This window comes from Mucilaginibacter sp. (assembly GCF_025359345.1).
Classification (GTDB): Bacteria; Bacteroidota; Bacteroidia; order Sphingobacteriales; family Sphingobacteriaceae; genus Mucilaginibacter.
On sequence record NZ_JANYGQ010000012.1, the window covers coordinates 40,552 to 65,702 of the forward strand.

The 25,151-nt window shown below is 44.6% G+C and carries 15 protein-coding genes; 7 read left to right on the top strand and 8 right to left on the bottom strand.

The annotated features are described in order from the left end of the window. The first annotated feature begins 1 nt into the window (after position 1). Positions 2 to 859 carry a hypothetical protein gene (locus tag Q0R52_RS06440; RefSeq protein WP_295793218.1) on the top strand — a complete coding sequence of 286 codons (858 nt, stop codon included), beginning with the start codon at positions 2 to 4 and terminating at the stop codon, positions 857 to 859. A gap of 94 nt (positions 860 to 953) precedes the next feature. On the opposite strand, the gene Q0R52_RS06445 is transcribed toward Q0R52_RS06440, so the two are convergent. The 5 genes from Q0R52_RS06445 to Q0R52_RS06465 are packed head-to-tail and all read right to left on the bottom strand — an operon-like array spanning position 954 to position 3,858. Then, positions 954 to 1,424: an SRPBCC family protein gene (locus Q0R52_RS06445; RefSeq protein WP_295793219.1), complete on the bottom strand. Its 471-nt coding sequence runs from the start codon at positions 1,422 to 1,424 to the stop codon at positions 954 to 956. A gap of 46 nt (positions 1,425 to 1,470) precedes the next feature. Continuing rightward, complete coding sequence (locus Q0R52_RS06450; protein WP_295793221.1) at positions 1,471 to 1,935, bottom strand: GNAT family N-acetyltransferase; 465 nt, start codon at positions 1,933 to 1,935, stop codon at positions 1,471 to 1,473. A gap of 34 nt (positions 1,936 to 1,969) precedes the next feature. Next, positions 1,970 to 2,446 carry a hypothetical protein gene (locus Q0R52_RS06455; protein ID WP_295793222.1) on the bottom strand — a complete coding sequence of 159 codons (477 nt, stop codon included), beginning with the start codon at positions 2,444 to 2,446 and terminating at the stop codon, positions 1,970 to 1,972. A 22-nt stretch (positions 2,447 to 2,468) separates the two neighbouring features. Next, a complete protein-coding gene (locus tag Q0R52_RS06460) occupies positions 2,469 to 3,341 on the bottom strand; it encodes a sulfurtransferase (RefSeq protein ID WP_295793224.1) in 873 nt (290 codons plus the stop codon). Positions 3,342 to 3,384: 43 nt separating this feature from the next. Then, a complete protein-coding gene (locus Q0R52_RS06465; RefSeq protein ID WP_252792985.1) occupies positions 3,385 to 3,858 on the bottom strand; it encodes a ribonuclease H-like YkuK family protein in 474 nt (157 codons plus the stop codon). 421 nt (positions 3,859 to 4,279) lie between these two features. Between Q0R52_RS06465 and Q0R52_RS06470 the strand changes: the two genes are divergently transcribed. Further along, a complete protein-coding gene (locus tag Q0R52_RS06470; protein WP_295793227.1) occupies positions 4,280 to 6,328 on the top strand; it encodes a M13 family metallopeptidase in 2,049 nt (682 codons plus the stop codon). A gap of 243 nt (positions 6,329 to 6,571) precedes the next feature. Further along, on the top strand, positions 6,572 to 7,969 hold the full coding sequence (locus Q0R52_RS06475; RefSeq protein WP_295793229.1) for a Gfo/Idh/MocA family oxidoreductase: 1,398 nt from the start codon (positions 6,572 to 6,574) through the stop codon (positions 7,967 to 7,969). Between the two features lie 91 nt (positions 7,970 to 8,060). Here the strand turns inward: Q0R52_RS06475 and Q0R52_RS06480 are convergent, their stop codons facing one another. Both Q0R52_RS06480 and Q0R52_RS06485 read right to left on the bottom strand, forming a co-directional pair. Then, the gene (locus Q0R52_RS06480; RefSeq protein ID WP_295793231.1) at positions 8,061 to 12,074 is read right to left on the bottom strand and encodes a cadherin-like beta sandwich domain-containing protein; all 4,014 of its coding nucleotides are present in this window, start codon (positions 12,072 to 12,074) and stop codon (positions 8,061 to 8,063) included. A 685-nt stretch (positions 12,075 to 12,759) separates the two neighbouring features. Continuing rightward, positions 12,760 to 16,293: a T9SS type A sorting domain-containing protein gene (locus Q0R52_RS06485; RefSeq protein ID WP_295793233.1), complete on the bottom strand. Its 3,534-nt coding sequence runs from the start codon at positions 16,291 to 16,293 to the stop codon at positions 12,760 to 12,762. Between the two features lie 479 nt (positions 16,294 to 16,772). On the opposite strand from Q0R52_RS06485, the gene Q0R52_RS06490 reads away from it, so the two are divergent. Next, the gene (locus Q0R52_RS06490) at positions 16,773 to 20,510 is read left to right on the top strand and encodes a S8 family serine peptidase (protein ID WP_295793235.1); all 3,738 of its coding nucleotides are present in this window, start codon (positions 16,773 to 16,775) and stop codon (positions 20,508 to 20,510) included. Between the two features lie 160 nt (positions 20,511 to 20,670). Here the strand turns inward: Q0R52_RS06490 and Q0R52_RS06495 are convergent, their stop codons facing one another. Then, positions 20,671 to 21,165 carry a hypothetical protein gene (locus Q0R52_RS06495; RefSeq protein WP_295793236.1) on the bottom strand — a complete coding sequence of 165 codons (495 nt, stop codon included), beginning with the start codon at positions 21,163 to 21,165 and terminating at the stop codon, positions 20,671 to 20,673. 519 nt (positions 21,166 to 21,684) lie between these two features. Here Q0R52_RS06495 and ggt point away from each other — a divergent pair. The 3 genes from ggt to Q0R52_RS06510 all read left to right on the top strand — a co-directional run bounded on the left by ggt (position 21,685) and on the right by Q0R52_RS06510 (position 25,112). Continuing rightward, positions 21,685 to 23,391: a gamma-glutamyltransferase gene (ggt, locus tag Q0R52_RS06500; RefSeq protein WP_295793238.1), complete on the top strand. Its 1,707-nt coding sequence runs from the start codon at positions 21,685 to 21,687 to the stop codon at positions 23,389 to 23,391. A gap of 152 nt (positions 23,392 to 23,543) precedes the next feature. Beyond that, positions 23,544 to 23,996, top strand: a complete 453-nt coding sequence (locus Q0R52_RS06505; protein WP_295793239.1) for a MarR family transcriptional regulator — start codon at positions 23,544 to 23,546, stop codon at positions 23,994 to 23,996. 609 nt (positions 23,997 to 24,605) lie between these two features. Further along, positions 24,606 to 25,112: an FKBP-type peptidyl-prolyl cis-trans isomerase gene (locus Q0R52_RS06510; RefSeq protein WP_295793240.1), complete on the top strand. Its 507-nt coding sequence runs from the start codon at positions 24,606 to 24,608 to the stop codon at positions 25,110 to 25,112. The last annotated feature ends 39 nt before the right edge of the window (positions 25,113 to 25,151 follow it).

Here is a 25,151-nt window from a genome sequence, read left to right on the forward strand (position 1 = left end):
CATGAGCCTTTTGAAGACTTTTACAAGAATTTTATTTTTCACGCTGATACTTTTTATAACGACGGAAAGCGTTAGTTATGCCGATGGTGGCTTTCCCACCCGCCCAGGTCGGTTGTTGATTGCTCCTTCTGTAAGCTACTTTTTTGCCAATTCGCAATGGGATTCAACAGGAGTGAAAAGTCGTTTTCCAAATAATGGCAAGTTCTCATCTGTGGGTGTAACCTTATATGCCGAATATGGCATCAGCCGAAAATTTGCCGCCGTTGCATCAATTCCGTTTGTATATAACATGTACGACCAAACGGGCCTGCCGCAGTCAACCAGTTCGGGACTTACCGATATGGAAACAGGTTTAAGATATTACCTGGCAAATATTGATTTTGTTTATTACTTTTCCATACAGGGTACTGCCATTACACCATTATATTCGAACAATAACAGCCTTGGCTATGGGCAGGAAGGCGCAGAGTTAAAACTTGCATTTTCCGGGACAGGTCACCTTGGTGGTTTGAGCACTTATTTTAATGCTGCTGATGGCGTGCGCCAGTATTTTGGAACCAATGGCCCTATACAAAACAGGTACAATGCTACATTCGGCTTAACACTTGATGAGGATTACGAAAACCAGATATCGGCAACAGTAAGCGGCATCTACTCGCAAAGTAACGACAAGCGTTTTTCGGTAATACCTCAAACCAATAAAGATTTTTCGTTCCTGCAGGCCTCAATAGGTTTCGGCCACTCGTTCACCCGCGAAACATCGTTGTTTTTAAGTGGCGGCCGGTTTTTAACAGGTCGTAACACAGGTATTGGCACCTCCGTGTCGCTTGCCTTTATTTACAGGCTGGATTATAAATAAGAAGAAAGCAAAAAGCTAAAAGCCGAAAGCTATTGATCCAATCAATAGCTTTCGGTTTTTCTATTTATGACTTTTTGCTTTCAGCTTTATGCTTTCAGCTCACCTCCCCAAACAACTCCCTTATCGCTTTCTCCCTGTACGCAAATATCTTTTCTATTTGTTTGCCTACGTAAACGGCATTCGTTAGCCTGCCTATTGGCCCAAATGGGATGGCATAGTATAAAATATCACTCATTAGCACGCCGCCTTTTATGGTTTTAAAATGGTGCTCGTGGTGCCAGAGGGCGTAGGGGCCAAAGCGTTGTTCATCTACAAAATATTCACCTTCCTTAACGTGCGTTATTTCAGTCATCCAGTTTAGCTTTATACCTAATAAGGGTGAAATTTTGTAGGTGATGATCATGCCCTCGTACATTTTGGTACCAGGTTTATAATCAGATGTCACCACAAACTTCATATCATTGGGCGTAATCTTTGCCAGGTTTAACGGCGAGGAGAAAAAATCCCAGGCCTGTTCTAAGCTGATGGGTATGGCTTGTTCGGTTTCTAATACGTATGATTTCACGCTGTAAGTTACGGTAATATTTGGGCGCCGGTTTTAATAATATTTATTAATCAAGCCCCAGTCGCATCTCCAATAAGTGCCCCTTAAATCCCGCTTTTTCATAAGCCTTAAGCGCAGGCTGATTTTCGTGGTAAACTTCCAGTCGCAGCTCCCTGATATCTTGTGAAAGGGCCCAGGCTTTCAGCGCTTCCAATACTTTGTTGTTTACGCCCTTGCCGCGATGCTCCGGTTTGGTATACATAAAACCCAGGTAGCAATATCTTGAATGCTTTAAATAACTTTTGGGGATCATAATGCGGGCATAGCCCGAACCTATTACCTCACCGTCAAGCTCAGCTACAATTACTTCCACATCGGGTGCGGTAATCATCTGCCCCAAATCATAATAATGGATTTCCCCATCTTTTAACGTTGAATCAAATGGGCGCTCGGCGGAGATTATGCCCTGCTCAAAGGTTAGGAGTGTATCGAGGTCGGATAGTTGAGCCTTTCTTGTGATGACGTGTTCCATTTATAATTACGTATTGACCAATTTAGACGCGCTTTTAGAAGGGATTTTGTCCATTTAAAAATCGAATCATCAGACTCTTTATTAATTGGGATAATGTTTCGTGTAAACTATGAATCCATGGGTGTGATTCGAATAAATCCGCTTCGTAAACCATTGGATCCTCGTCTCCTTCGTCCAGATACACAAAAAGGAATTGCCCACCTCCGCCATACACATCGATCGCGAAAAAAGGCCGCTCTATGCTTTTCTTATATCTAATCAAATCCCTTTTGGCAACTGCCTGTAATGCTTGCTGTGTATCATTCATCCCAAAATCCAACACGTAACAATAATTACCTGCCAAAAACAATAATTCTCTTAGCGCAATAGGAAATATATTGCCATTGTTGTATAATATTTCCAACTCGTTAATTTCCGCTTCAGTCAGCGGTTCAAGCCTTTTTACATAGTCGGAATTTTCAAATTTATGCGCCGGATTATTTTTTAATATCGCCAGGTATTTTATCTCCATTGTCAGAAAATTACCCTACTTATTAATTCCTCTCCGCTCCCGCCATTGGCAAGTCACGTCTCGACCATTCACTCCATGAACCAACATACAGCTTTGGTTCTATAATACCTGCATAAGCCATCCCTAAAAGGGTGTGGCACGCGGTTACACCTGAGCCGCAATGTACAATCACATCTTCTTCTGCCACGTTGCCTATGGTATCGTGATACATGCTCCGCAAAATTTCGGCAGGTAAAAATTTACTGTCAGCATCAAGGTTCAGCACGTAAGGCAAATTTGCCGCACCGGGAATGTGACCGGCAATTAAATCGATAGGTTCGGTTTGGCCAAGATAACGCGGACTTTCTCTTACATCTATAACAATGCGGCTGTCGTCCTGTGCGGCTTCGCCAGCTTCCTCAATATCAACAGTGCCGGCGTAATAGCCATGTACGGGGTAAGGCTTTGCGGCTTTGGGTTGGTAGCCATCTTTATTTAGTTCGATGCCCGCTTTATTAGCCGCCTGCAAGCCACCATTTAACACCTGCAGTTGCGTGTGGCCAATGGCCCGCAACATCCACCATAAACGCGCTGCGCTAAACGCGCCCGATTTGTCGTCGTAAATAATTACATGGCTTTCGGGGGTAACGCCCCAACTTCCCAACAAGGCAGCAAACGCTTCGACGTCTGGCAAAGGGTGCCGTCCGCCTTGTGAGGCGTCAGTTACTTTGGCCGCCAGGTGCTTGTCCAAATCGGCATAAATGGCGTTTTTTAAATGGCCGGCAAGATAGCGTTGGTGCGACTCGGCACCGCCCCGGGCGTCGATGAGGATGGTATTAGAGCCGGCAAAAGCCGAATCGTTGATTTCAATTAGTGGCGACATAGCTGCTTTGATATTTAGTTGCTTCTCTTCCATATAAATATCAAATATAGCCACACCGAAATTGTTTTCAGCAATTTTACTGAACCATTTTATTGGCGCAGTACGAACTGGCAAAAGCTTCGGGCTTGGCCTTAAACACAAAGCCCATACTCAAGATGTAACCCATAGCCTCGTGCAGGGCCTGGTTGCTTTTAAACATCGGGTTGGTGTTAATGTCGGCATGCACCTCAAGGTCAACTTCATACAGGTCGAGCAAGTCGCAAAGTTTGTAGGCAATGTCGATTGATTTTTGCACCTCGTTCAGCATTCTTTCTTTAATGCTCATTTTTTGCGAAGTACGTTCCTGGTGGATAAACATAAACCCGCCACGTTGTTCGCGCAAAAAAACAATTACGGTAGCAAAATCAGTTACTGCGCCTTTTACCTGCGAGTCGGTGCCGATACATACCTTAAGCTTGTTGCCCAGGTTGGTTTCCCGTTCAATGGCCCGTTCAACTTCTTCTAAGATGGGCGAATTAATAACCTCGCCGCTAAATTTTCTCCAGGTCATAAATTTATATTTAGGTGGTAAATTTTAGCTGACCTTTTTACGGTCTATAAAAATAAGCGATAACGTTCCATATAAACGTTACTATGGTGTGATTTATTTGTTAACATTTAGCTGAATATTAACAGGTTGTGAAGCAGTTCATGGAGGATGGTTCATAGTTCAAAGCAGTTGCATTGGCCGGCATATAAATAATCTCAAGGCAAGCCGACAATGAACAATGGATAAATAATCAATGAAATCTCTAAACAGCAATCGGTGAAATCATCTTCCAATCGGTGCAACGGCAAAGCCCTCTTGAGCGCCTATTAAAACAAACAACTGCGAAAAATCCCAACAAATAAAAACAGGTGAGATCAGCATATAATCCGTGAAATCACAACAATAATTTTATCCTATCTTTAACCTATAAACCCTTAACCCAATGAGATTAGCAAAATACATCTTACTTGCATCACCTTTTATAATTATTGCTGGTTGCAAGCAGCCTAAAACGTCATCCGAAGCCGATGCCCCGAAGCGCACTGTGTTTTTTGATAAAAGCGGCATGGATACTTCGGTAAAGCCGGGCGACAATTTCTTTTTATATGCCAACGGCAAATGGATAAAGGATTCGCAAATACCGCCAAGCGAAAATAGCTGGGGACTGGGCAACATACTTTATAATGATAACCAAAAGCACTTGCACAGCATTTTGGATGATATATCAGTAAACGACAACCCCACAGGCAGCAAAGAACAAAAAGTTGCAGATCTGTACAAAAGCGGTATGGATACCGCGACCATAAACAAACTGGGCTACGACCCGGTGAAACCATTGCTGGCTAAAATTGACGTGATAAAGGATTATAAAGACCTGGTAAACCTGGCGGCAACTGGTTTTAAGGATGGTGATGGCTTTTTATTTGGATTTTATGTTTCACCAGATGATAAAATCAGTTCGAAAAATGTGGCTCATTTCGATCAAACAGGGTTAACCCTGCCTGAAAAAGGCTATTATTTTAATACCGATTCGGCATCAAAAAAAATACGGGACGAATATGTTAAATATATAGCTAAACTATTTACGCTGACCGGTATCGATCCTAAAATGGCGGCTTCAAAGGCTGATGGGATTTTAAAGTTGGAGACTAGTATTGCAGCTGCTAGTCTAAGTCCGGTTGAATTGCGCGATCCGCAAAAAAACTATAATAAGTTCACGGTGGGCGATTTTCAGAAATTGATGCCCGACGTTGATCTAGCCGGCACCTTCCAATTGATGGGGTTAAAAACGGATACAGTATTATCAGGGCAGCCGAAGTTTTACAAGGCACTCGATTCGTTGTTGAAAAATCAACCAATAGCAGTTTGGAAGGACAAAGCCTATTTCGGTACGCTTGATGGCGCCGCCGCATCATTAAGCAAAAATTTTGCTGATGCACATTTTGAATTCTATGGAAAAACCTTGAACGGGCAAAAAAAACAAAAAGAACGCTGGAAAACCATCGTTGCTAAAGTTGATGACGGCCTGGGCGAATTGCTGGGGCAATTGTATGTGCAAAAGTATTTTACACCCGAAGCTAAACAGCGTATGCTTAGCCTGGTAAATAACCTTCAAAACGCATACCGCGACCGTATAGAAAAGCTTGACTGGATGAGTCCTGAAACCAAAAAGAGTGCAATTGCCAAGTTGGATATCATCACCAAAAAAATAGGTTATCCCGACAAATGGAAAACCTATGACGATGTTGAAATTAACAAGGATACCTATTACGCCAACCTGCAATCATTAGCGAAGCATAATTATAATGAGCAGATCAAAAAGGTGAACAAGCCGGTCGACAGGTCGGAATGGAGTATGACACCGCCAACAGTTGATGCCTATTATAACCCAACCTTCAACGAAATTGTATTCCCGGCCGGGATATTGCAGTACCCGTTTTTTGATAACGACGCCGATGATGCCATTAACTATGGCGCTATAGGCCTGGTAATTGGTCACGAACTTACGCATGGGTTTGACGACCAGGGCCGTCAGTATGATAAGGACGGGAACCTGAAAGACTGGTGGACAAAAGAAGATGCCGATAAATTTAAAAGCAAGGTGCAGGTAATGATTAACCAGTACAACGGTTTTACTGTTTTAAACAATGTGCATGTAAACGGCAGTTTAACCCAAGGCGAAAACCTTGCAGATATTGGCGGGCTGGCCATTGCTTACCAGGCATTTAAAAACACCCCTGAAGGCAAAGGCGACAAAAAAATTGATGGTTTTACGCCTGACCAGCGTTTCTTCCTGTCGTGCGCGCAGGTGTGGCGGGCAAAGCGCAGCGATGAGTTAACAAGGATGTTAATTAACGTAGATCCGCATTCGCCTGGCATGTACAGGGTAATTGGGCCGGTATCAAACATGCCCGAGTTTTACAAGGCATTCAATATAAAGCCGGGTGATAAAATGTATAGGGAGGAAAAGGATAGGGTGAAGGTTTGGTAGAGGGTTTTATTGGACGCATTAAAAAAATGCCATCCGGATTAGGGTGGCATTTTTTGCTTCAATGTGTCGTCATAAAATGGTTGATTTTTTTTCTGTTTGGACATAAAAAATAATTTCAATAAACCCCATTCAGCTCAATAACCATAAATCTAAATCCTTATATTGCAATATCAATTATTCCCGTCGTTGTTCCCGCAATGCTGGTAAAACCCAATTATTAAAATTATCTAAAACCGAAGGATTATGTCATCTGATCGCAGAAAATTTATCAAGCAACTGGGCAGCACAATAGTGCTCACATCTGCGTCGCTTTCGAGCTTTGCAGCAATGGAGGACCATGAGCGGCGACTATTACAGGCCGAAAAACGCTACAGCGCCAATGATAAAATCCGGATCGCAACCATCGGCATGGGGATAATGGGTTTTAATGATACACGGGCCGCACTTACCTGTCCAGGCGTTGAACTGGTTGGCGTGTGCGATTTATACCAGGGCCGGCTGCAGCGCGCCAAAGAAATTTACGGCAATAACATTTTCACCTCGGTTGATTACCACGAAATACTCGACCGTAAGGATGTTGATGCCGTAATAATTGCCACCAGTGATAACTGGCACAGCACAATAGCCATTGATGCCATGCGCAAAGGCAAGGCCGTTTACAGCGAAAAACCAATGGTGCATTACCTGAGCGAGGGCTTGGGTGAAATAAAGGTGCAACAGGAAACCAAAGCGGTTTTCCAGGTTGGTAGTCAGCGGATAAGCAGTGTTGCTTTTCAAAAAGCGAAGGAATTGTATAAATCGGGTGCTATTGGGCAGATAAATTCAATTGAGGCATCGTTTAACCGCCAAAGCGCACTGGGGGCCTGGCAATACACTATTCCGCTTGATGCAGGGCCGCAAACAGTGGCCTGGGATCGCTACCAGGCACACGCAAAAACCAAGCTGCCTTATGATAGTAACCGATTTTTCCGGTGGAGAAATTACCGTGAATACGGCACCGGCGTGGCAGGTGACCTTTTTGTGCACCTGCTTACAGGTATTCATTTTTTAACAGATTCAAAAGGCCCCAGCAAAATATATTCCATTGGAGGCACCTACTACTGGAAAGATGGCCGCAATGTGCCGGATGTTATGAGAGCAGTTATTGAATATCCTGAAACACCGGAGCACCCGGCCTTCCAGGCAAACCTGCGGGTAAACTTTATCAGTGGCGAAGGTGAGCGCACCTCAACTAAGATTATTGGATCGGAAGGGGTGATTGATTTATTTGGCGAGGGCGATGGGTTCACCATCCATAAAAACAAGCTGTCGGTTGCGCCTGGTATTGGCGGCTGGGATTCGTTAAGTACTTACCCCGACGCGATGCAAAAGGCACTGATGGACGACTACAATAAAAGATATTCCGCCGCCGACCAACTGCGGCCGACGCTGGCGCCGGTAACTTTCAGCGCCCCACCGGGATACAATGCATCCAACGAACACTTTGCAAATTTTATGGATTCTATCCGTACCGGCAAACCCGTAGTTGAAGATGCCGTATTTGGTTTCCGTGCAGCGGCCCCGGCGCTATCATGCAATGAGAGCTATTTCCAAAACAAAGTTATCCACTGGGATGCGGAGAATATGAAGATAGTGGGATAGGGGTTAGTGAATTAGAGATTAGTTGAATAGGGATTGATATTCTAAGCTTTTAAGTAATCTCTGGTTGCTAATTAACTAATCTCTAATCAAATCACAGCTTCACGAAAGTGGTTTTTCCTACTACAGAATTATCCGCATTATTAAGCACCTGTACAATATACGTACCGGGCAACAACGTGGCCACATTATCCTGCCAGTTTGGCTGCGACGATGTTGCCGTTTTAACAACATTACCCGATGCGCTAACTATTTTAATAGCGTATGATTGATTGGATTTTAATCCGGGATTTTTGTCGATTCCCTGTATGCCTGTCAACATGCCGGTCTTTGTATTTTGCCCGATTGACATGTTGATGATACCACTTGCAGGATTGGGATATACGCTGATTTTTGTATTAGCAACAGCCGCAGCGGCTGGCGCATTGCCATAACTTAAAGCAATTGCCTTTGAGTAGCTGATGGTACCGTTTAAATCTTCAATTTTTAAGCGATAAATATCCATGGCGTTATTAACCGGGTTTTTATCTGTAAAATTATATACACCCTGCGAGTTTGAAGCAAAGCCGCCCATTACATCAAAAGTAATGCCGTTGTCGGTGCTTCTTTCAATTGTAAAATTGGTGTATTTTTCTTCGTTCTCAGTTTTCCATGCCGTTAGGACGCCGCCGGTGGATTTTGTGGCGGTAAAGTCAAGCAGGTGTATGCCCAGCGCAGAGTTTTGCCTAACTATAATTGTAAAACGGTTGTTGCCGTAGCTGCCGGTGTCAGCCTTGTTGATGTCAAACACATACGAGTTATTATTACGTATATCCAGCGAATCTTTCTTGTAACGGTCCATCAGCCACAGCTCATATATTTTTGGCAGCGAGTCTAACTGGGTTTTCTGCAGTGTAAGGCGGCCGCTGTTTGTTGCATCAACCTTTAACTTTATTACTTGCCGTGTTTTTTTAGGCAGCGGTAAAAAGTTTATTGATAGCGCAACCGGTACATCGTCGGTAGAAAAGCTTGCCAGTCCCTCCGGAGCACTCATGCCAGCCAGGTATTCCGAGTCCTCCTGCCTGTTATATTTTGACGAAGAGTTTGAATTAAACGCAATAGCGATATCGTCGTAATTAAAACTATCAATGGCGAGTTTTAAACGCAGCATTTGTCGCACGTCATACGGTCCTGCGGGCATGCCCATCAAAAAATTGCCGTTGGGGCCAGGGGTTGCCTGCACATCGGGTATTTTGGCAGCCTCGGTAAATTTTAGCGATGCAGAACTTGCAGCAGGGTCAGCCTGTACGAAAAACGCCTGGCCGCTTACTACAATATTACTGGCGCCGTTAATAGCCAGCAGTGGGTTAGTTGGGTTATAAATACCGTAGTTTTTGGTTATAGGGTTAAGTACGTAAATATTGGGGAACAGGCCAGTACCGATAATGCCTGTTGTGCCGTTGGCACCATTGTAGGTGTCAAGGTTTATGGAACTTGCATAAGGGTTGCCAACCAATGTAAAGCCTGTGTTGGTTGATTTCAAATCGGCTGCGCCATACCATTCCTTAACATCAATATTGCCCTGGTTTAAAATGCCGGTAGCAGTCAAAGTAGTCGGTGTTGATATATAGCTTGGCACCGTTTCATTGGCCAGCGCATCAGCCGAACGGTCCCCTCTGAAAAAGAATAAGAATCCTGCGCCAGCCGGGATGCTGAATGGGGTGGGGCCGTCTCCATCAATTAAATAGCTGTAATTGGTGCCGGTTCCTATTGTATTTATTCCCCTGAAATTACCACTGGTAAATGATGCGTTTGATGGTGGCAGGTTTTCACGATATAAGTAGAGCGTTGGGTTGCCCGCTTTGTCGAAACCACCCGCAGTGCCCGTTGTGCCTGTAATATATGCGCTGTTTTTAAGATAATTTATGCTGTAAACGTTAGTTGACCCAACGGTATTGCCATAAACAGGCGATGACATCAACCTGTAGCCCCTGAAACCGGTTCCACCCGATATATAACGCTCAACGCTGAAATTACCAACGCATGCAGCGCCGGAACCCAGCGGACCGATTGCAGCAGAACTGCTGTTGCTTGATTTTAAAGTAAACGTATTAGTATTGATAATTTTTGCGCCATTGCCCGATGGGTAAATGACAGATGCTGCCCCAAGAATAAAATTACCCGAATTACTGATGGATGAGTTTTGCCCGGGGATCATTATACTGCATTTTGAGCCGGGTGTACCTGCATTAAACGTACCTGAATTTACAATGCCCGAATTTTTATCGCCCAAAGTAAACTCCGATGCTGCATCCGCAGTTAAAGTGCCGGTATTGGTGATTGAAGTACCATCGGTAAGTTCGAAATAAGTTGTTGTGGCAGTAAATACACCATTATTAATTAATGTGCTCGGATTTGTGCCGCCGTTAAAAGTAATCACGCAGTTTGCCTTTGTAATTACTTTGCTGTTATTAACCAGGCTTGCTCCATTACTAAAAATAAGAGCGTTATCGAGCGTTAATACAGACGAACCTGAGACATTAACGCTTCCGGATAGCCCAATCGTCAGCAATCCGCCTACGTCTGTCGTGCTGTTGCCGGCAAGTATTAAAGTATAAGGTGTATGAACATTTAATACGCTGGCTATTGTTAAAGGGTGGTTCACCGTAACTGTAGTATTGCCATCAATGGTTAAAGAATTACATGTTGAGGCAACATCTAAAACAGGGCGATTGGGTGTAGCAGGTATCACAACGTCGGTAGTGGCCACTGGCACACCTGATGTCCAGTTACCGGCATCGCTCCACAAAGTACCCGCGGCGCCTGTCCACGTGGTGGCAATTGGATTGTTATAACTGATGATAATTTGATAAGTGTGGGTATTGCCGGCGGGTGCAGTAACTACTGTTGTAATTGTAGTGGTGCCGCTTGCATTGAGTGTAATACTTCCCGAGGCTACGCCTGATGCAACCGGAATGCCGTTTACCGTCATTGTTGCATTGGCATCGGTAGTAATGGCGGCTTGGGTTACACTGGTAACAGACGCATTAACAAATGCAGTGTACGTAGTTGTTGTGCCAACAGTACCTGTATTGGTAAGGGTAGCCGGAGGGCTGATACTTATGCTGTTTAGGGTTGCAATATTAGAACCTGTTTTGCTAATAATGATTTGGTAAGTGTGCGTATTGCCTGCCGGCGCAGTAACTACGGTAGTAATTGTAGTGGTTCCGCTTGCATTAAGTGCAATGCTGCCCGAGGCTGTGCCTGATGTTACGGGGACGCCGTTTACCGTCAACGTTGCATTAGCATCGTTAGTAACGGCTGTTTGCGTTACACTGGTAACTGATGCAGCAACTGATGCGGTGTAGGTAGTTGTTGTGCCAAAGGTACCTGTATTGGTAAGTAATACTGCGGGGTTGATACTAATGCTTTTGAGTGTTGCAATGTTAGAACCGCTATGACTGATGATGATTTTGTACGTGTGCGTATTTCCAGCGGGCGCAGTAACTACTGTAGTAATTGTAGTGGTTCCGATTGCATTAAGTGCGATACTGCCTGATGCTGTTCCTGACGTTACCGGAACGCCGTTTACCGTCATGGTTGCGTTAGCATCGTTAGTAACGGCGGTTTGCGTAAGAGATGTAACCGATGTAGCAACAGAGGTAGCGTAGGTAGTTGTTGTACCAACAGTACCGGTATTGGTAAGTAATGCGGCGGGGTTGACACTTATGCTACTGAGGGTTGCGATATTAGAGCCGGTTTTGCTGATGATGATTTTATAGGTACGGGTATTTCCGGCAGGTGCAGTAACTATGGTAGTAATTGTGGTGGTTCCGCTCGCATTAAGTGCAATGCTGCCCGATGCTGTTCCCGACGCCACCGGAACGCCGTTTACCGTCATTGTTGAATTTGGGTCGATAGTAATGGCTTTTTGAGTAACCGAAGTAACCGCAGCGCTAACCGAGGCAGTATAAGTTACCAGGGATGCCGAACTGCCCGTTCTTGTAAGTAACGATGCCGGGTTAAGCGTTATAGAACTAAGGTTCGCGTTAGTACTGGCTTTAATGCCCACAGCGTGTGCAGCAAGCGTTGCTAATACCAGTAAACTAAACAGTATACGTGTTTTCAAATTAGTGGCAATAAAGTATCAAATCAGTCCCTCGCAGCAATTGGATTGCTTTGGGGGCATCAAGTTATTAATTAATGTTGAAAAAAAACAATTGCTTTCTGATAAAGGCACTGTTTTTTCGTTAAAACATGTTTTTTTAATATAATAGTTATTAAAATATTGTTTAATGAATAATAAAGAATTAGGTTTTCAACATTGCAGGGCAAAACCAGCTATAAATTATACATTAAAAATAAACTGTAGCTAATAAATTGAATAACAGTATTTTATAGAATGTTAGTCCTATAAGTGCCTGTTTACCTTATCAGCACAGTGTTAAAAAAATCAATAATTTATCAAATCGCTGTATGTTCAGCAATAACAATGCTAAGGGGAAATTAGTGAAGAATAAATTACAGAATAATACAGACCGAATAATGTCAGTTAGTTATTTTGCCTTTAAGTGGTGGTGTTTAAGCATTGGTTAGTAAAAACTTGCTTAATAGCTTAGTGATGTGCAGAAGGCCCGAAATCCGAAAGAAAAAGTTTCCACAATATTCGCTTTAAAAGACCCCGGTTTGGGAAAAGGGCGGGGAAGTAGGGTAGGTTAATTAAGTTGGATTGAGTTGATTAGGTTGGATTGAGTTAACAGCTGACGCCAACTTTAACTCAATCCAACTTGATCAACCTAATACACCGATCAAGATTACATCTTCACGAAAGTGGTTTTGCCCACTACCGTTTTATCGTTGTTGTTTACTACTTGTATAATATAAGTGCCGGGTTGCAGGGTGCCAACATCGTCCTGCCAACTCGGTTGCGATGAGTTTGCTGATTTTACCACACTGCCGGTTATGTTAACAATTTTAATAGCGTACGACTGGCTTGGTGCAGCCAGCGACGGATTTTTATTTAAGCCTTGTATGCCCGAAAGTAAATTTGCCCTTGTATCGGGTTTAATAGCCAAGTTTATAGTGCCTCGTGTGGGGTTGGGGTAAACATTAATATTTGAACTTGCCACTGCCTGGGCCGAACTGCCATAGGTTAATGAAACATTTTGTGAATGACTGATGGTGCCGTTCAAGTCCTCAGTTTTTAACCGGTATATATCTACACCCTTTACTGGGCTTTTATCAGTAAAGTTGTAGGTGCCCTGTGCGGCCGACAGAAATCCACCTAGTACATCATAAGTTACGCCATTATCGGTGCTTCTTTCAATACTAAAGTTGGTGTATTTTTCTTCGTTTTCAGTTTTCCAGCTAACCAATGAGCCGTCGGTAGCTTTGGTGGCCGTAAAATCAAGTAAGTGAACGCCCAGTGCCTTGTTTTGCCGTATCACAACAGTAAAGCGGTTATCGCCATAAGTGGTGGTATCGCTTAAATCTATATTAAATACATAGGAGTTATTGTTACGCAGGTCGAGCGAGTCTTTGGCAAACTTATCCATTAACCATACTTCATAAATTTTAGGAAGGGAATCGAGTATCGTCCTTTTTAGGGTAAATTGCCTCGAAATTGTAGCCGTTACACTTAGCTTAATAACCATAGGTGCCTGTTTGGGATATGGTACCGAATTTATTGCTAACGGAACACCATCCGACGAAAAACTTGAGAGACCTTCAAGAGCACCCATGCCGCCTAAATCGCGGGCGTCCTCATATCCATTGTATTTTGTATTTGCCGATGACTTAAAGGCTATAAGTATGTCATCATAATTGTTCGAGTCGGCAAATAACTTAAGGCGCATTAATTTAGCAACTTCTTGTTGTACAGGCGCACCCATTAACAAATTTCCGCCGGTTAACTGCGTGGTTGGTGTTTTTGCAGTTTCGTTGAAAGTTAAAACAGCGCCGGTACCCGAAGCTCTTACAAAAAATCCTTGTCCGCTCGCAATGTCTCCGGTAAAAGTAACCGGGTTGCCCACATGTGTGCTTGATGAGTAGCTATTGTATTGATTGCTTACGGGGTCTAACACGTAAATGCTTGGGTCGATATTTGTTGCGGTAATGCCGCCGGTGTTAACCTTGTCCCAGTTTATGGTGCTGGGGTAAGGGTTGCCAACCATATTAAAACCCCGGTTATATGCTGAGTTGCCTGAAGCAGTAGTGTAGCCGAGGTTTCCTGACGATGGCGTGTACCAGTCTTTAACCGTTATAGAGCCTTGGTTTAAAATACCGGTTTGAGTTAAAGTTACGTTTTCCGGTGCAATAAAAGGGGCCGCGGTTCGGGTTGCCCAGTTTGTGGCAGCCCCTCTAAAAAAGAATAACACGCCGTTACCTACGGGGATGCTCCAGGTGCCAGGGTCGGACGTGCCGATTGCCGAAGGCGATGTGATATTAGTTATGCCGATAAAATTTCCGCTTGTGAAACTGGCATTGCTAATGGCCCTGTTTTCGCGATATAAATAAGTTGACGGGTTACCTGCGCTGGTGCTACCGCCAACCGCCCCTGTAATAAATGCATTTGTAGCGCTGCTGGCCGCTGTGGTTTGACCGGCGGTAGCACCAACAATATAATTTAAGGCGTAAACATTGTTGCTGTTAACCTGTGTGCCGGTATTGACTGCCGAAGAGATGATACGGTAATTGCGCTCAACCCAACGTTTTTTAACAGCATCGTAAGTTGTGCCGCCCTGTAAATAACGTTCAACATTGTAGGTGCCAACCAATGATGGGCTTGGATTGGCGCCAACCGGAACTGAGCCGATAGCTGCCGACCCGTATTGGTCCGACTGAAGGGTGAACTTGCAGTTCGTTGTGTTGGTCATTACGCAATTTGCCGACGTTGGATATATAATAGATGTGGAGCCGAGGTAGAAGGTTCCGTTTACTGAGCCAACGTTGTTATTTAATTTAGGCTGATTGCCATCTAAAGTAATAATGCACGATGAGTTCGAGAGCCCGGCATAAAATGTGCCTGTATTAGTTATCGCGCTCGATGCCGTGGCGCTGGTCATGTTTATTGACGAGCCATTTTTGGCGGTGAAAGTGCCGGAGTTTACAATTGAATTAGTGCCTGTAAATGTAAAAGCGGTATTATCTATAGTGAAATTACCTAAGGTCGCGCCGCTGTTTTGATTGGTAATAACTGTTGGGTTTCCGCTGCAGGCCATAGTGCAGGTCGTTAACGACATTGTGGCGCCGGTATTGGTAATTGACGCACCGGCAACCATTATAAAAGCTGTATTTGTTGCAGTAAAAGTGCTGCTTACATTATTGGTTAATGGCGCGGTGTTGCCGTTTAATTTAAAGTTTGAGGTGCCGCTTACGGTAATAGTACCCGAGTTTGTGATTGAGCCGCCTGCCTGAACATCAATAGTTGAGCCGGTTATTGTCAGGCTGCTGCCGCTGCTGTTGTTATTTATAAACGAGGGGTTTTGTAATGTGGCTGTTGACGCTGATAGTAAAGAAACCGAAGCCGTACCTGTATTGGTAATATTTGAGCCTCCGTTTAACGTCATTGTCGAAGCCGAAAGCGATATACTGCCAGTATTGGCTATAGGCACAGGGTTGTTGCCAATGATTGAGGATGCGGAATTAGCGATGATTGAACCTGCATTGCTAACAGTGGTGCCTCCACCAAAATTTAAAGTTGATGCTGTCAACTTTATACTGCCAGTGGAAGTATTTGAAAATGTTACCGGGTTGCCGGTGCTTATTGTTGATGATGAATTAGCAATTATTTGGCCCGAATTTGACAAGGTACCGCTGCCGGCGATATTTAACAATGAACCGGTTAGTGTTATGATGCCTGTACTGCTATTGGTAATGCTGCCCGGGTTGCTTGTGGATATGCCGGCAGCTGAATTTGATTTGAGGTTACCGTTGTTAGTAAGTGTTGCGCTTGGACTAAATGACATAGCACCATTAAATACTACCGTACAGCCCGAACCGATGGTGAAAACTGATGGATTGCCAGCAGATGATGCTGCGCCAAAAGTGACTGTATTAGAACCTGCAAACTGAAATACCGAACTTGAGTTAATAGTTAACCCATTGGTTACGGTTAATGCTGCAGATAAAGTAATAGTGCTAACGCCGGTAACAGTAATGGAGTTACAGGCAGAAGTTGCAGTAACGGTAGGGAGCCTTAGAGTTGTTGGTATAATAACATCGACACCCGAAGTAGGAACGCCCGCTGACCAGTTGCCGGAAACACTCCAGTCCGTGCTCGTGCCGCCTGTCCAGGTTGTTGATGCAAGCGCATTTTCACCACAAAATACAAGGGTGAAGGTAATCACAATTAAAAGTACACTCGTTTTCAACACTTTATAAACAATTAGAGGTGCAAAATAAACATTTAAGTAATCAATATAATAATCACATTAACAGGTAATTATCAACATATCAACATTTATCAATTCGGGTTATCAACATCCGAAGTATTATAACTCCTTTAAGATTTAGGTTTTTGTTAAGAATAACTAACAATGATGGCTTCTTATACGCAATGACAATCAGTTAGTTACGTTTATTCCCTTTTGGAATGATTTTATTTGTTTAAACAGCTTTCTGGTCCGTTTAATAGGGGTTTTTGACCTAGGTGCCGAAAAAACGCCTGTACTTAAAAAAACTGTAACGGGCATGTTATACGGTAAACTAATAGCCATTGTTTCCGTAAAAGGGGTGGGATTTAAAGAAAAACAAGTTTTATATTGCGGTTTAAAAAAGCGGCCTTTACCGGCAATATATTTTTCGAAAAAATACACGGGTTAAGCATATGAATAAATTATACACAGCAATTTGCACAATACTAATATTGCTGTGCTTCGCCGATAAAAGTTATGCCCAACAGGTATTGGTTAACGATACCGGCAAAAAGGTGCTCATTGGCTTGTCGGCAAAATCACACAGCAATTTTATCCTCAGTTATCAAAAGGCGCTGGCGTTGGCAAAAAAGAATGGCTGGGCCGTTAAACGGAAAACGCGGAACGGCGGAGTTATATCGTTGCAGGGGATAAACAGCCTGGGTTTTCCCATCTATCTTAAAACAGATAACAACACTACAGCAGCAGCAACCACCGGTACCAATGCTGTGCAACCCGGTGGCTCGACAGGTTTAAACCTTTCCGGATCAAGCAGCGTACTCAACAATAAACTTGCCATTTGGGACGGTGGTTCGGTTTACCGGGGCCACCAGGAATTTGCGGGCAAAACTATTACCCTGCACGATTCGACCGGCGTAATTGACCATGCCACACACGTATCAGGTACCATGATAGCAAAGGGTGTATTCCCGGCGGCTAAAGGCATGGCCTTTAATGCCGCCACCCTGCAATCGTATGATTTTGATAACGATATAACCGAGATGAGCGGTGCTGCTTCGGGTTTGCTGCTGTCAAACCACTCCTATGGCGATGCCGCAGGATGGTATTTTAATGATGGCGCTAATCACTGGGAATGGTACGGCCTGCCCGGCGACAGTGTTGACTACAGTTTTGGCTTTTACGGCGACCGCACCCAAAGCTGGGATAAGATAGCCTACAACGCGCCTTACTATTTAATTGTTGAGTCGGCAGGTAACAGTCGTGCGGATACCGGGCCGGCGGTGGGCGATGACTATTATGGATACGCAAGCAAGACAAACCAGACATTGGTTGATAAAGGCCCGCGGCCTGCCGGAATAAGTAATAATGATGGCTACGACGTAATAGCAACAACAGGGAATGCCAAAAATATTTTAACTGTGGGGGCAATAAACCCCTTGCCTAACGGCCCTGCTTCCAGCAGCGGGATCAGCATTGCTTACTTTAGCAGTTACGGCCCCACCGATGACGGCCGGATAAAACCGGATCTTGTTGCCGATGGCGTTAACCTGCTCTCAACCGGCAGTGGCGGCACAACATCATACATTACCCTATCCGGAACATCAATGTCGGCGCCAAATGTTACCGGGTCGCTTTATTTGCTGCAGGAATATTATGCGCAGAAAAATAGCGGCGGCTTTATGCGTGCGGCTACCCTTAAGGGCCTTGCCTGCCATACAGCCTTTGATGCAGGCAATGCCGGCCCCGATTATATTTATGGCTGGGGGTTGCTGGACATGAAGAAAGCCGCCCAGGCGATAACCGATAATGGCGGCAAAAGCCTGGTAACAGAAAATAAACTGCAACAGGGGCAGAAACAAATATTTAATGTGGTGGCATCGGGCCAGGGACCACTTCTGGTATCCATATCATGGACCGACCCCGCAGGCACTATTACCCCCGATGGTACCATTAACAGTCGCACCCCGAAACTGGTGAACGACCTGGACGTAAGGGTTAGCGATGGTACCAACACATTTAAACCCTGGATACTCGACCCCTTGCACCCGGCCGCTGCAGCTACAACAGGCGATAATATTTTAGATAATATTGAACAGGTTTATATTCCCGGGGCTGTAACGGGCAAAGCATACACCATCACTGTTTCGCACAAAGGAACGCTGCAGGGTGGTGTTCAGGATTATTCGCTTATTGCGACCGGGGTGGGGGGGCATGTTTATTGTGTTTCAACCCCACTTTCAAGCGCCGACTCGCGGGTTAACAATGTAACATTGGCAAACCTTAATTATACACCACCTGCGGGCTGCACCACTTACTCCGACCATACCGACAAAACCATTCAACTGGAGCTGGCGAAAACATACCCGCTGAGCCTTACCCTGGGTACCTGCGGCGCTGACTTTAACAAGGCCGCCAAAGTATATATCGACTGGAACGGAGATGGTATTTTTGGTGCTAATGAACTTGTAGCAACTTCAGGAATTATTAACGGAACAGGCTCATATACTACAAACATAACCGTACCTGCAACCGTTGTAGCCGGCGACTACAGCATTATGCGTGTTGTACTTGCCGAAACCAATGACGCATCAGTAATACAAGCCTGCGGCACCTATGCCAAAGGCGAAACGCAGGACTACCGCGTGCAATTTGTACTGCCGGCAACGGATGCAGGCGCCACGGCTATCGTAAACCCCAGTACCTCGGGTTCGTGCTCAGACGCTAACCAGGTTACAATATCAATAAAAAACTTTGGGAGGTTACCGATAAGCAATATCCCGGTAACGGCAACCATTACTGACGCGGCTAACGTTACAACTACTTTAACAGGAACTTATACTGGCATCTTACAAGCTTCGGAGCAGGAAGATTTTACTTTTAGTACGCCTTTTAATGCGGTTGCCGGAGCTAATTACAACATTATAGCTTTTACGAGCCTCGCCGGCGACCCTGTTGCTGCCAACAACCAGGTATCAGCCGCGGTGACTATCAGCCTGCCACCAGAAGCGACCGGTTTAACAGCTTATTACTGTACCGACAGTAAAGACTACCGCTTAACCGGCACGGCCGACGGAACCATATTGTGGTACCAAAATATTGGCGACGCTATCCCGGTGGCATGGGGCTCGCCCGGAACAACCGCAACTGCCCCGGTTAACAATACGTTTTATGCAGGTGTGAACGATTTTAAAGGAACAGTTGGTCCCGCTACAAAAAATGTATTTACCGAAGGCGGATATAATCAGTTTACGCCATATGTTAATGTAAATACCAAAGTGCCGGTTGTTATTGAAAGCGCCCGATTGTATATCGGCAATTCGGGAAAAATTACTTTTAATGTGAACGATGCCAGCGGCCGTACCGTATCGACCTCGACCATTAACGCCGTTGCAACCCGCACAACGCCACTGGCCGGCGCACAACCCGACGATCCGAATGACCAGGGTGCGGTTTACAATCTTAATTTACAGCTGCCTGCAGCCGGTAATTATACTATAAATGTCGAGTTTGACAGCAATTCCACCTTATATCGCAACAACGTAGGCGTTACCGGCTACCCTTTTAAAATAGGCGATGTTTTCAGTATAACCGGCAACAGCGCCACTGCCAACCCGGATACCGCGGCCTACAAAACGTACTATTACTATTTTTACGACATGAAGGTAAAAAGCGCTGGGTGCCCTTCGGTATCGCGACAATCTGTAACTGTTTCAAAGCCCGTTATTACACAAAACGGGGCTGTTTTAAATTCCAGCGTGGCCACCAACAATCAATGGTATTTAAATGGTAAACCTATTGCAGGGGCTGTCGGCGCTACTTATACGCCTACACAAAGCGGCAATTACCAGGTTGCGCTGGTGCTTGATGGTGGCTGCACGGTACTGTCTGATAATTATGTATACATAATAACAGCTACCGGCGCCAATAACAAAACTGATATAGGCCTTGTAGTGTTCCCCAACCCGGCAAGCGGCCCGCTCAGCATTCTTTTTGCCGCCAAAGCGCCTGCAGATTTAACCATATCATTAATAAATATTGCCGGGCAGGTTGTAAATACCAGTAAGCAAAGCATTGCTGCAGGTAATTTCAGCACCGTGGCAGATGTAACCTACTTACCGCCGGGTACTTATATTTTAAAGATACAACTGGGGCAAATGGTTTATAATACGAAGGTGATAGTGTTGCGTTGAGTCGGGAAAGTCAGCAAAGACGGAAAGTTTATTAGATAAAAAAGCCAGTAAAGCCCGAAAATGCTTGATTGCAGCTTCTTCGGACTTTACTGACTTTTCCGACTTTCCGGACTAAAACTTGCAGCTTCTACAGACTTTACTGACTTTCCCGACTTTCGGACTAAAAGGTATACTTCAATCCCAGCCCCGGAGCGATATCAAAAAATGGACCGGTGGCGAGTTCGGCGCGTGGGTTTAAATCAAGGCTTACAGCAATGGGCGATTGCGGTATAAGGTACTCGAGGCCGATGACACCATCAACACCCAGCAATATGTGGCTGTTATTGTAGTATTCGTCGCTGCCGTTAAAACGACGGTAAAGGCCGCTGCCTATCGAGCCAATGTGCGCACCTGCACCGTAGTAGAATTTCAGTTCTTTAACGCCAAATGCCTCCTGGTGAAATTCATACAGGCCGGTGATAACCACGCCATGCGAGCGGAAACCCAGCAAACCTTCAATGGCCACGTCGGGGGTAGTAAAATACTTGCCTGAGATGCCGTTTTCGTAACCGCCGAATTTAAGTCCCACGGCGGTTTTATAATCTTGTGCTTTTGTACGTGTGCTTATTAATAACGAAGCGGCTAAAATAAATGAGTAAACGAGTAATTTTTTCATTCGATAAATTTGTTTTGTCAAGGTTGATGAAACTATTATTTTGGATGTTACCGCATAATATTTTCATAATATGTAAAAGCAACATAACGGCGAAAATGTGGTTTTATTGGTATTTTAAAGGGATAGCGGTCTTTAAAGGGTAGCAAACTGCTGATTTACAGTTGAAAATATTTGAGAAAATTTATGACTAGGGGGATATGAATAATATATTTTAGGGGGACGGAACGGTGTGCACTGTTTCTTTAGGATGTCTCGCAGATGCCCCCGCGGTGGGTGAACACTGACTTTGTAAGAATAAAAAAAATGAAATCGCGTGTTGATACTCTAAAAAGTTTAAGTATTTGGTTATAAGGTATTTAACCTAAAAAATTTCAAAATTGTGTTAACACTGTTAATACCTTTTTGCGTTGTTCAAAGGACTGACCATGATGATATCAGCATTTCAATCTTTATAAACCAATACCGTCATTTTTTAAATTGAAATATGATAAATTAGCCCGATTATTTTATAAATCCCGTATGCATCGTCCACACCTTTTAAAACAAGCCGCAATACTGCTTTTTTGTGCAACTATTTTACAAACAGCCGTTGCCCAGGATCCTGCCGCCAAAACGCCGGATGGCCCGTACCGGAACGGAATGGTGGTTTGCGCCACGCCAAATGCATCAAAAGTTGGTTTGGACATATTAAAAAAAGGCGGCAACGCGGTTGATGCTGCCGTTGCAGTACAATTTGCACTTGCGGTTACGCACCCCGAGGCGGGCAACATCGGGGGAGGCGGCTTTATGGTTTACCGGTCGGCAAAGGGAAGCACCAATACACTTGATTTTAGGGAAAAAGCCCCTGCTGCTGCAAGTGCCAATATGTTTTTGGACAGTGCGGGTAATGTGGTAAAAGATATGAGCCTTGCCACGCACCAGGCATCGGGTGTACCCGGCTCGGTTGACGGGATGGCTGAGGCGCACCGCAAATATGGCAAGCTTAAATGGGCCGATTTGGTCCAACCAGCTATAGCCCTTGCACGTAACGGTTTTGCAATATCCAGGCGGTTGGCCGGCTCATTAAACTGGGGTGGCCCGCAGTTCAGGAAGCTGAACCCCGGCAAAACATATTTTTTAAAGGACGTAGCCTGGAAAGAAGGTGACTTGCTGGTGCAAGAAGACCTGGCAAAGACGCTGGAATTAATACGAGATAAAGGCCGCGACGGATTTTATGCCGGTAAAGTAGCTGATGAAATAGCAGCCGAAATGCGAGCCGGTAACGGACTGATTTCGAAGGCGGATTTACAAAATTATCATTCAGTTTGGCGCAACGCAATAACCGGAAAATATAAAGACTATAAAATTATCACCATGCCGCCGCCATCAAGCGGGGGGATTGCTTTGCTTCAGTTGCTCCATTCGGTTGAAAAATACCCGCTGCACCGCTGGGGCCATAACCAGGATTCGACCGTGCAACTGATTGTTGAAGCTGAGCGCCGTGTATACGCCGACCGTTCCAAATATCTTGGCGATCCAGATTTTTATAAAGTGCCGGTGGATAGCTTGCTAAACCCAACCTATCTTGATAACCGGATGAAAACATTTAACTGGAACGCAGCCACACCAAGCAGCAGCATACAACCAGGTGCGTTTGTGGGGTACGAAAGCGACCAAACTACCCACTATTCAATAGTTGATAAAGAAGGCAATTCGGTTTCGATAACCACTACACTTAATGGTTCGTTCGGCTCAAAAATACTGGTTGGTGGCGCAGGCTTTTTGCTGAACAACGAAATGGATGATTTTAGCTCGAAACCGGGCGTGCCGAATATGTTCGGACTGATTGGTGGTAAGGCAAATAGCATACAGCCAGGCAAACGCATGCTGTCGTCAATGACGCCAACTATTATTGAAAAAGGTGGCAAATTGTTTATGGTGGTAGGTACGCCGGGCGGCTCAACAATAATAACTTCGGTATTTCAAACCATTTTGAACGTAATTGAGTTTGACGAAGATATGCAGCAAGCGGTTACGTCGAAACGTTTCCACCACCAATGGCTGCCTGACCAGGTAAACATCGAAAAAGACGCACTTGATCCGGCAGCAATAAGCAAGCTGGAGCAAAAGGGATATAAAATTATAAGCGGTGGTGCAAGCGGCCGCGTTGACGCCATATTGATAACCAAGGATGGCTACTACGGCGGAGCCGACCCAAGAGGAGATGATACGGGGCTGGGGTGGTGAAGTAGTTGGCAGTTGTGAGTAGGAAGTTGACAGGCAAACAACTATTAAAAGTGCCAGATTTCTAACGACTGCTACTAAATACTTCTACTGCCGCTCGCCAGCAAAAACAACAACCGCGAGCCCGTCCTGCCATGAACCATGAACCATGAACTATGAACCAATTGAAACACCAGGAAACTATTGATTATTTTTTAAAGATAGTTTGGCAAACTGTGGCTAACCGGTACAATCAAATAGTTACCGAGTTTGGCATTACGCAGTCGATAGGATATTTGCTGATAAATATTGATGAGAAGGAGGGTACTACGGTGTCGCAGGTTGCGGCGTTGCTGGGGTTAAAATCAACCAGTTTATCACGGATGCTTGCGCAACTTGAAAAATCAGGGTTGATAACGAGGGAATCAAACGAAGGGGATAAACGGTCGGTAAAGATTTATTTAACGGAATTGGGCAAGGAGAAGCGGCACCTGGCCCGGGTGATAGGGCGCCAGTTTAACAATTACCTTAATGATAACATCAGCGAAGCCGACCGGGAATACTTGATAAAGATGCTGAAGAAGGTGAATACGTTGACGATGAATTTTAAGCCGGGAGAGGTGAAGTGAGTGAGTAGTGAGTTGTGAGTAGTGAGTGGGGTTAATAGTGAGTGGAGATCTTTTAGATTTATTTTGTGACCAATAAATAAAGTGGTACAATTTGCGTTAGGGACAGCAGTGGATACCGGCCCGCGCTTAATGCCTGGGGGCGTATGAACGTATGGCCCGCCCGCTTCTATCAGCGGGAACGCCCCGATTTTTCTAAACAGGCATCAAGCAGAGTAACAGATTTTCTTTACTATAGGGCGATTCGAATAACCATTCGATATTATGTGAAAGCGAAATCTGATAAATCCTAAAATCTGCTTGATCCCGGTTATTACAATTACGCGCCTGTAGATGTACAAGCAGTATTCCTCTACAAAATTTAACTTAATCAACCGAACTCAACCCAATCAACTTAAACCACACACGTTTATCAAAGAAACACCGTTATAAGTTGCGAAAACGGGGCTTAAAACGTACAGGCTTTTAGTGGCTTGCACCATTAATTTGTTAAAAAATGTTAAGCTGCTGTTTTTGAATTATAAAAGAATAAATTTGCCGATTGAAATATAGGGGCCGTGTTTGTGCATTAGCTGCTTAATTTAAAGGCAAATAAACCGGATAAATGCCAGGATGAACAGGATACTGTTATTTTTATTGCTATTGTGCGCTTGTTTTGCGGGATGTAAAAACGCCAACGATGTGCCGGCCCAGATAAGGGCGCAACAGGCGGTTGATGCTAAAATTATAACCGCATATTTGCAAAAAAACAGCATAACAGCCAAGCAGGTCGATTCGGCCGGGGTTGGTTTGGGGATATATTACGTGGTTGATACGCTTGGCGGCGGTAACGATGTGCTTACCAACTCAACCAGGATAACGGTTGGGTATACAGGTACAAACTTGCAGACGGGGACCACATTTATTACCACGGACCAGTTTCATCCGTCGTACGTATTAGGAAGTACGATAATGGGTTGGCAGTACGGAATAGCAAAATCGGGGGTAAAAAAAGGGGGGACAGTAACTTTGTACGTTCCTTCGCATTATGCTTACGGGCCGTTTGCGCAGCCGTCGTACGGATTGCCGGCAAATGCGATATTGATTTTTAGAATAAAACTTTACAATATAACCAACTAACATAACAAGCTCAGCATATTTATAACAGCGAAAAAGGTA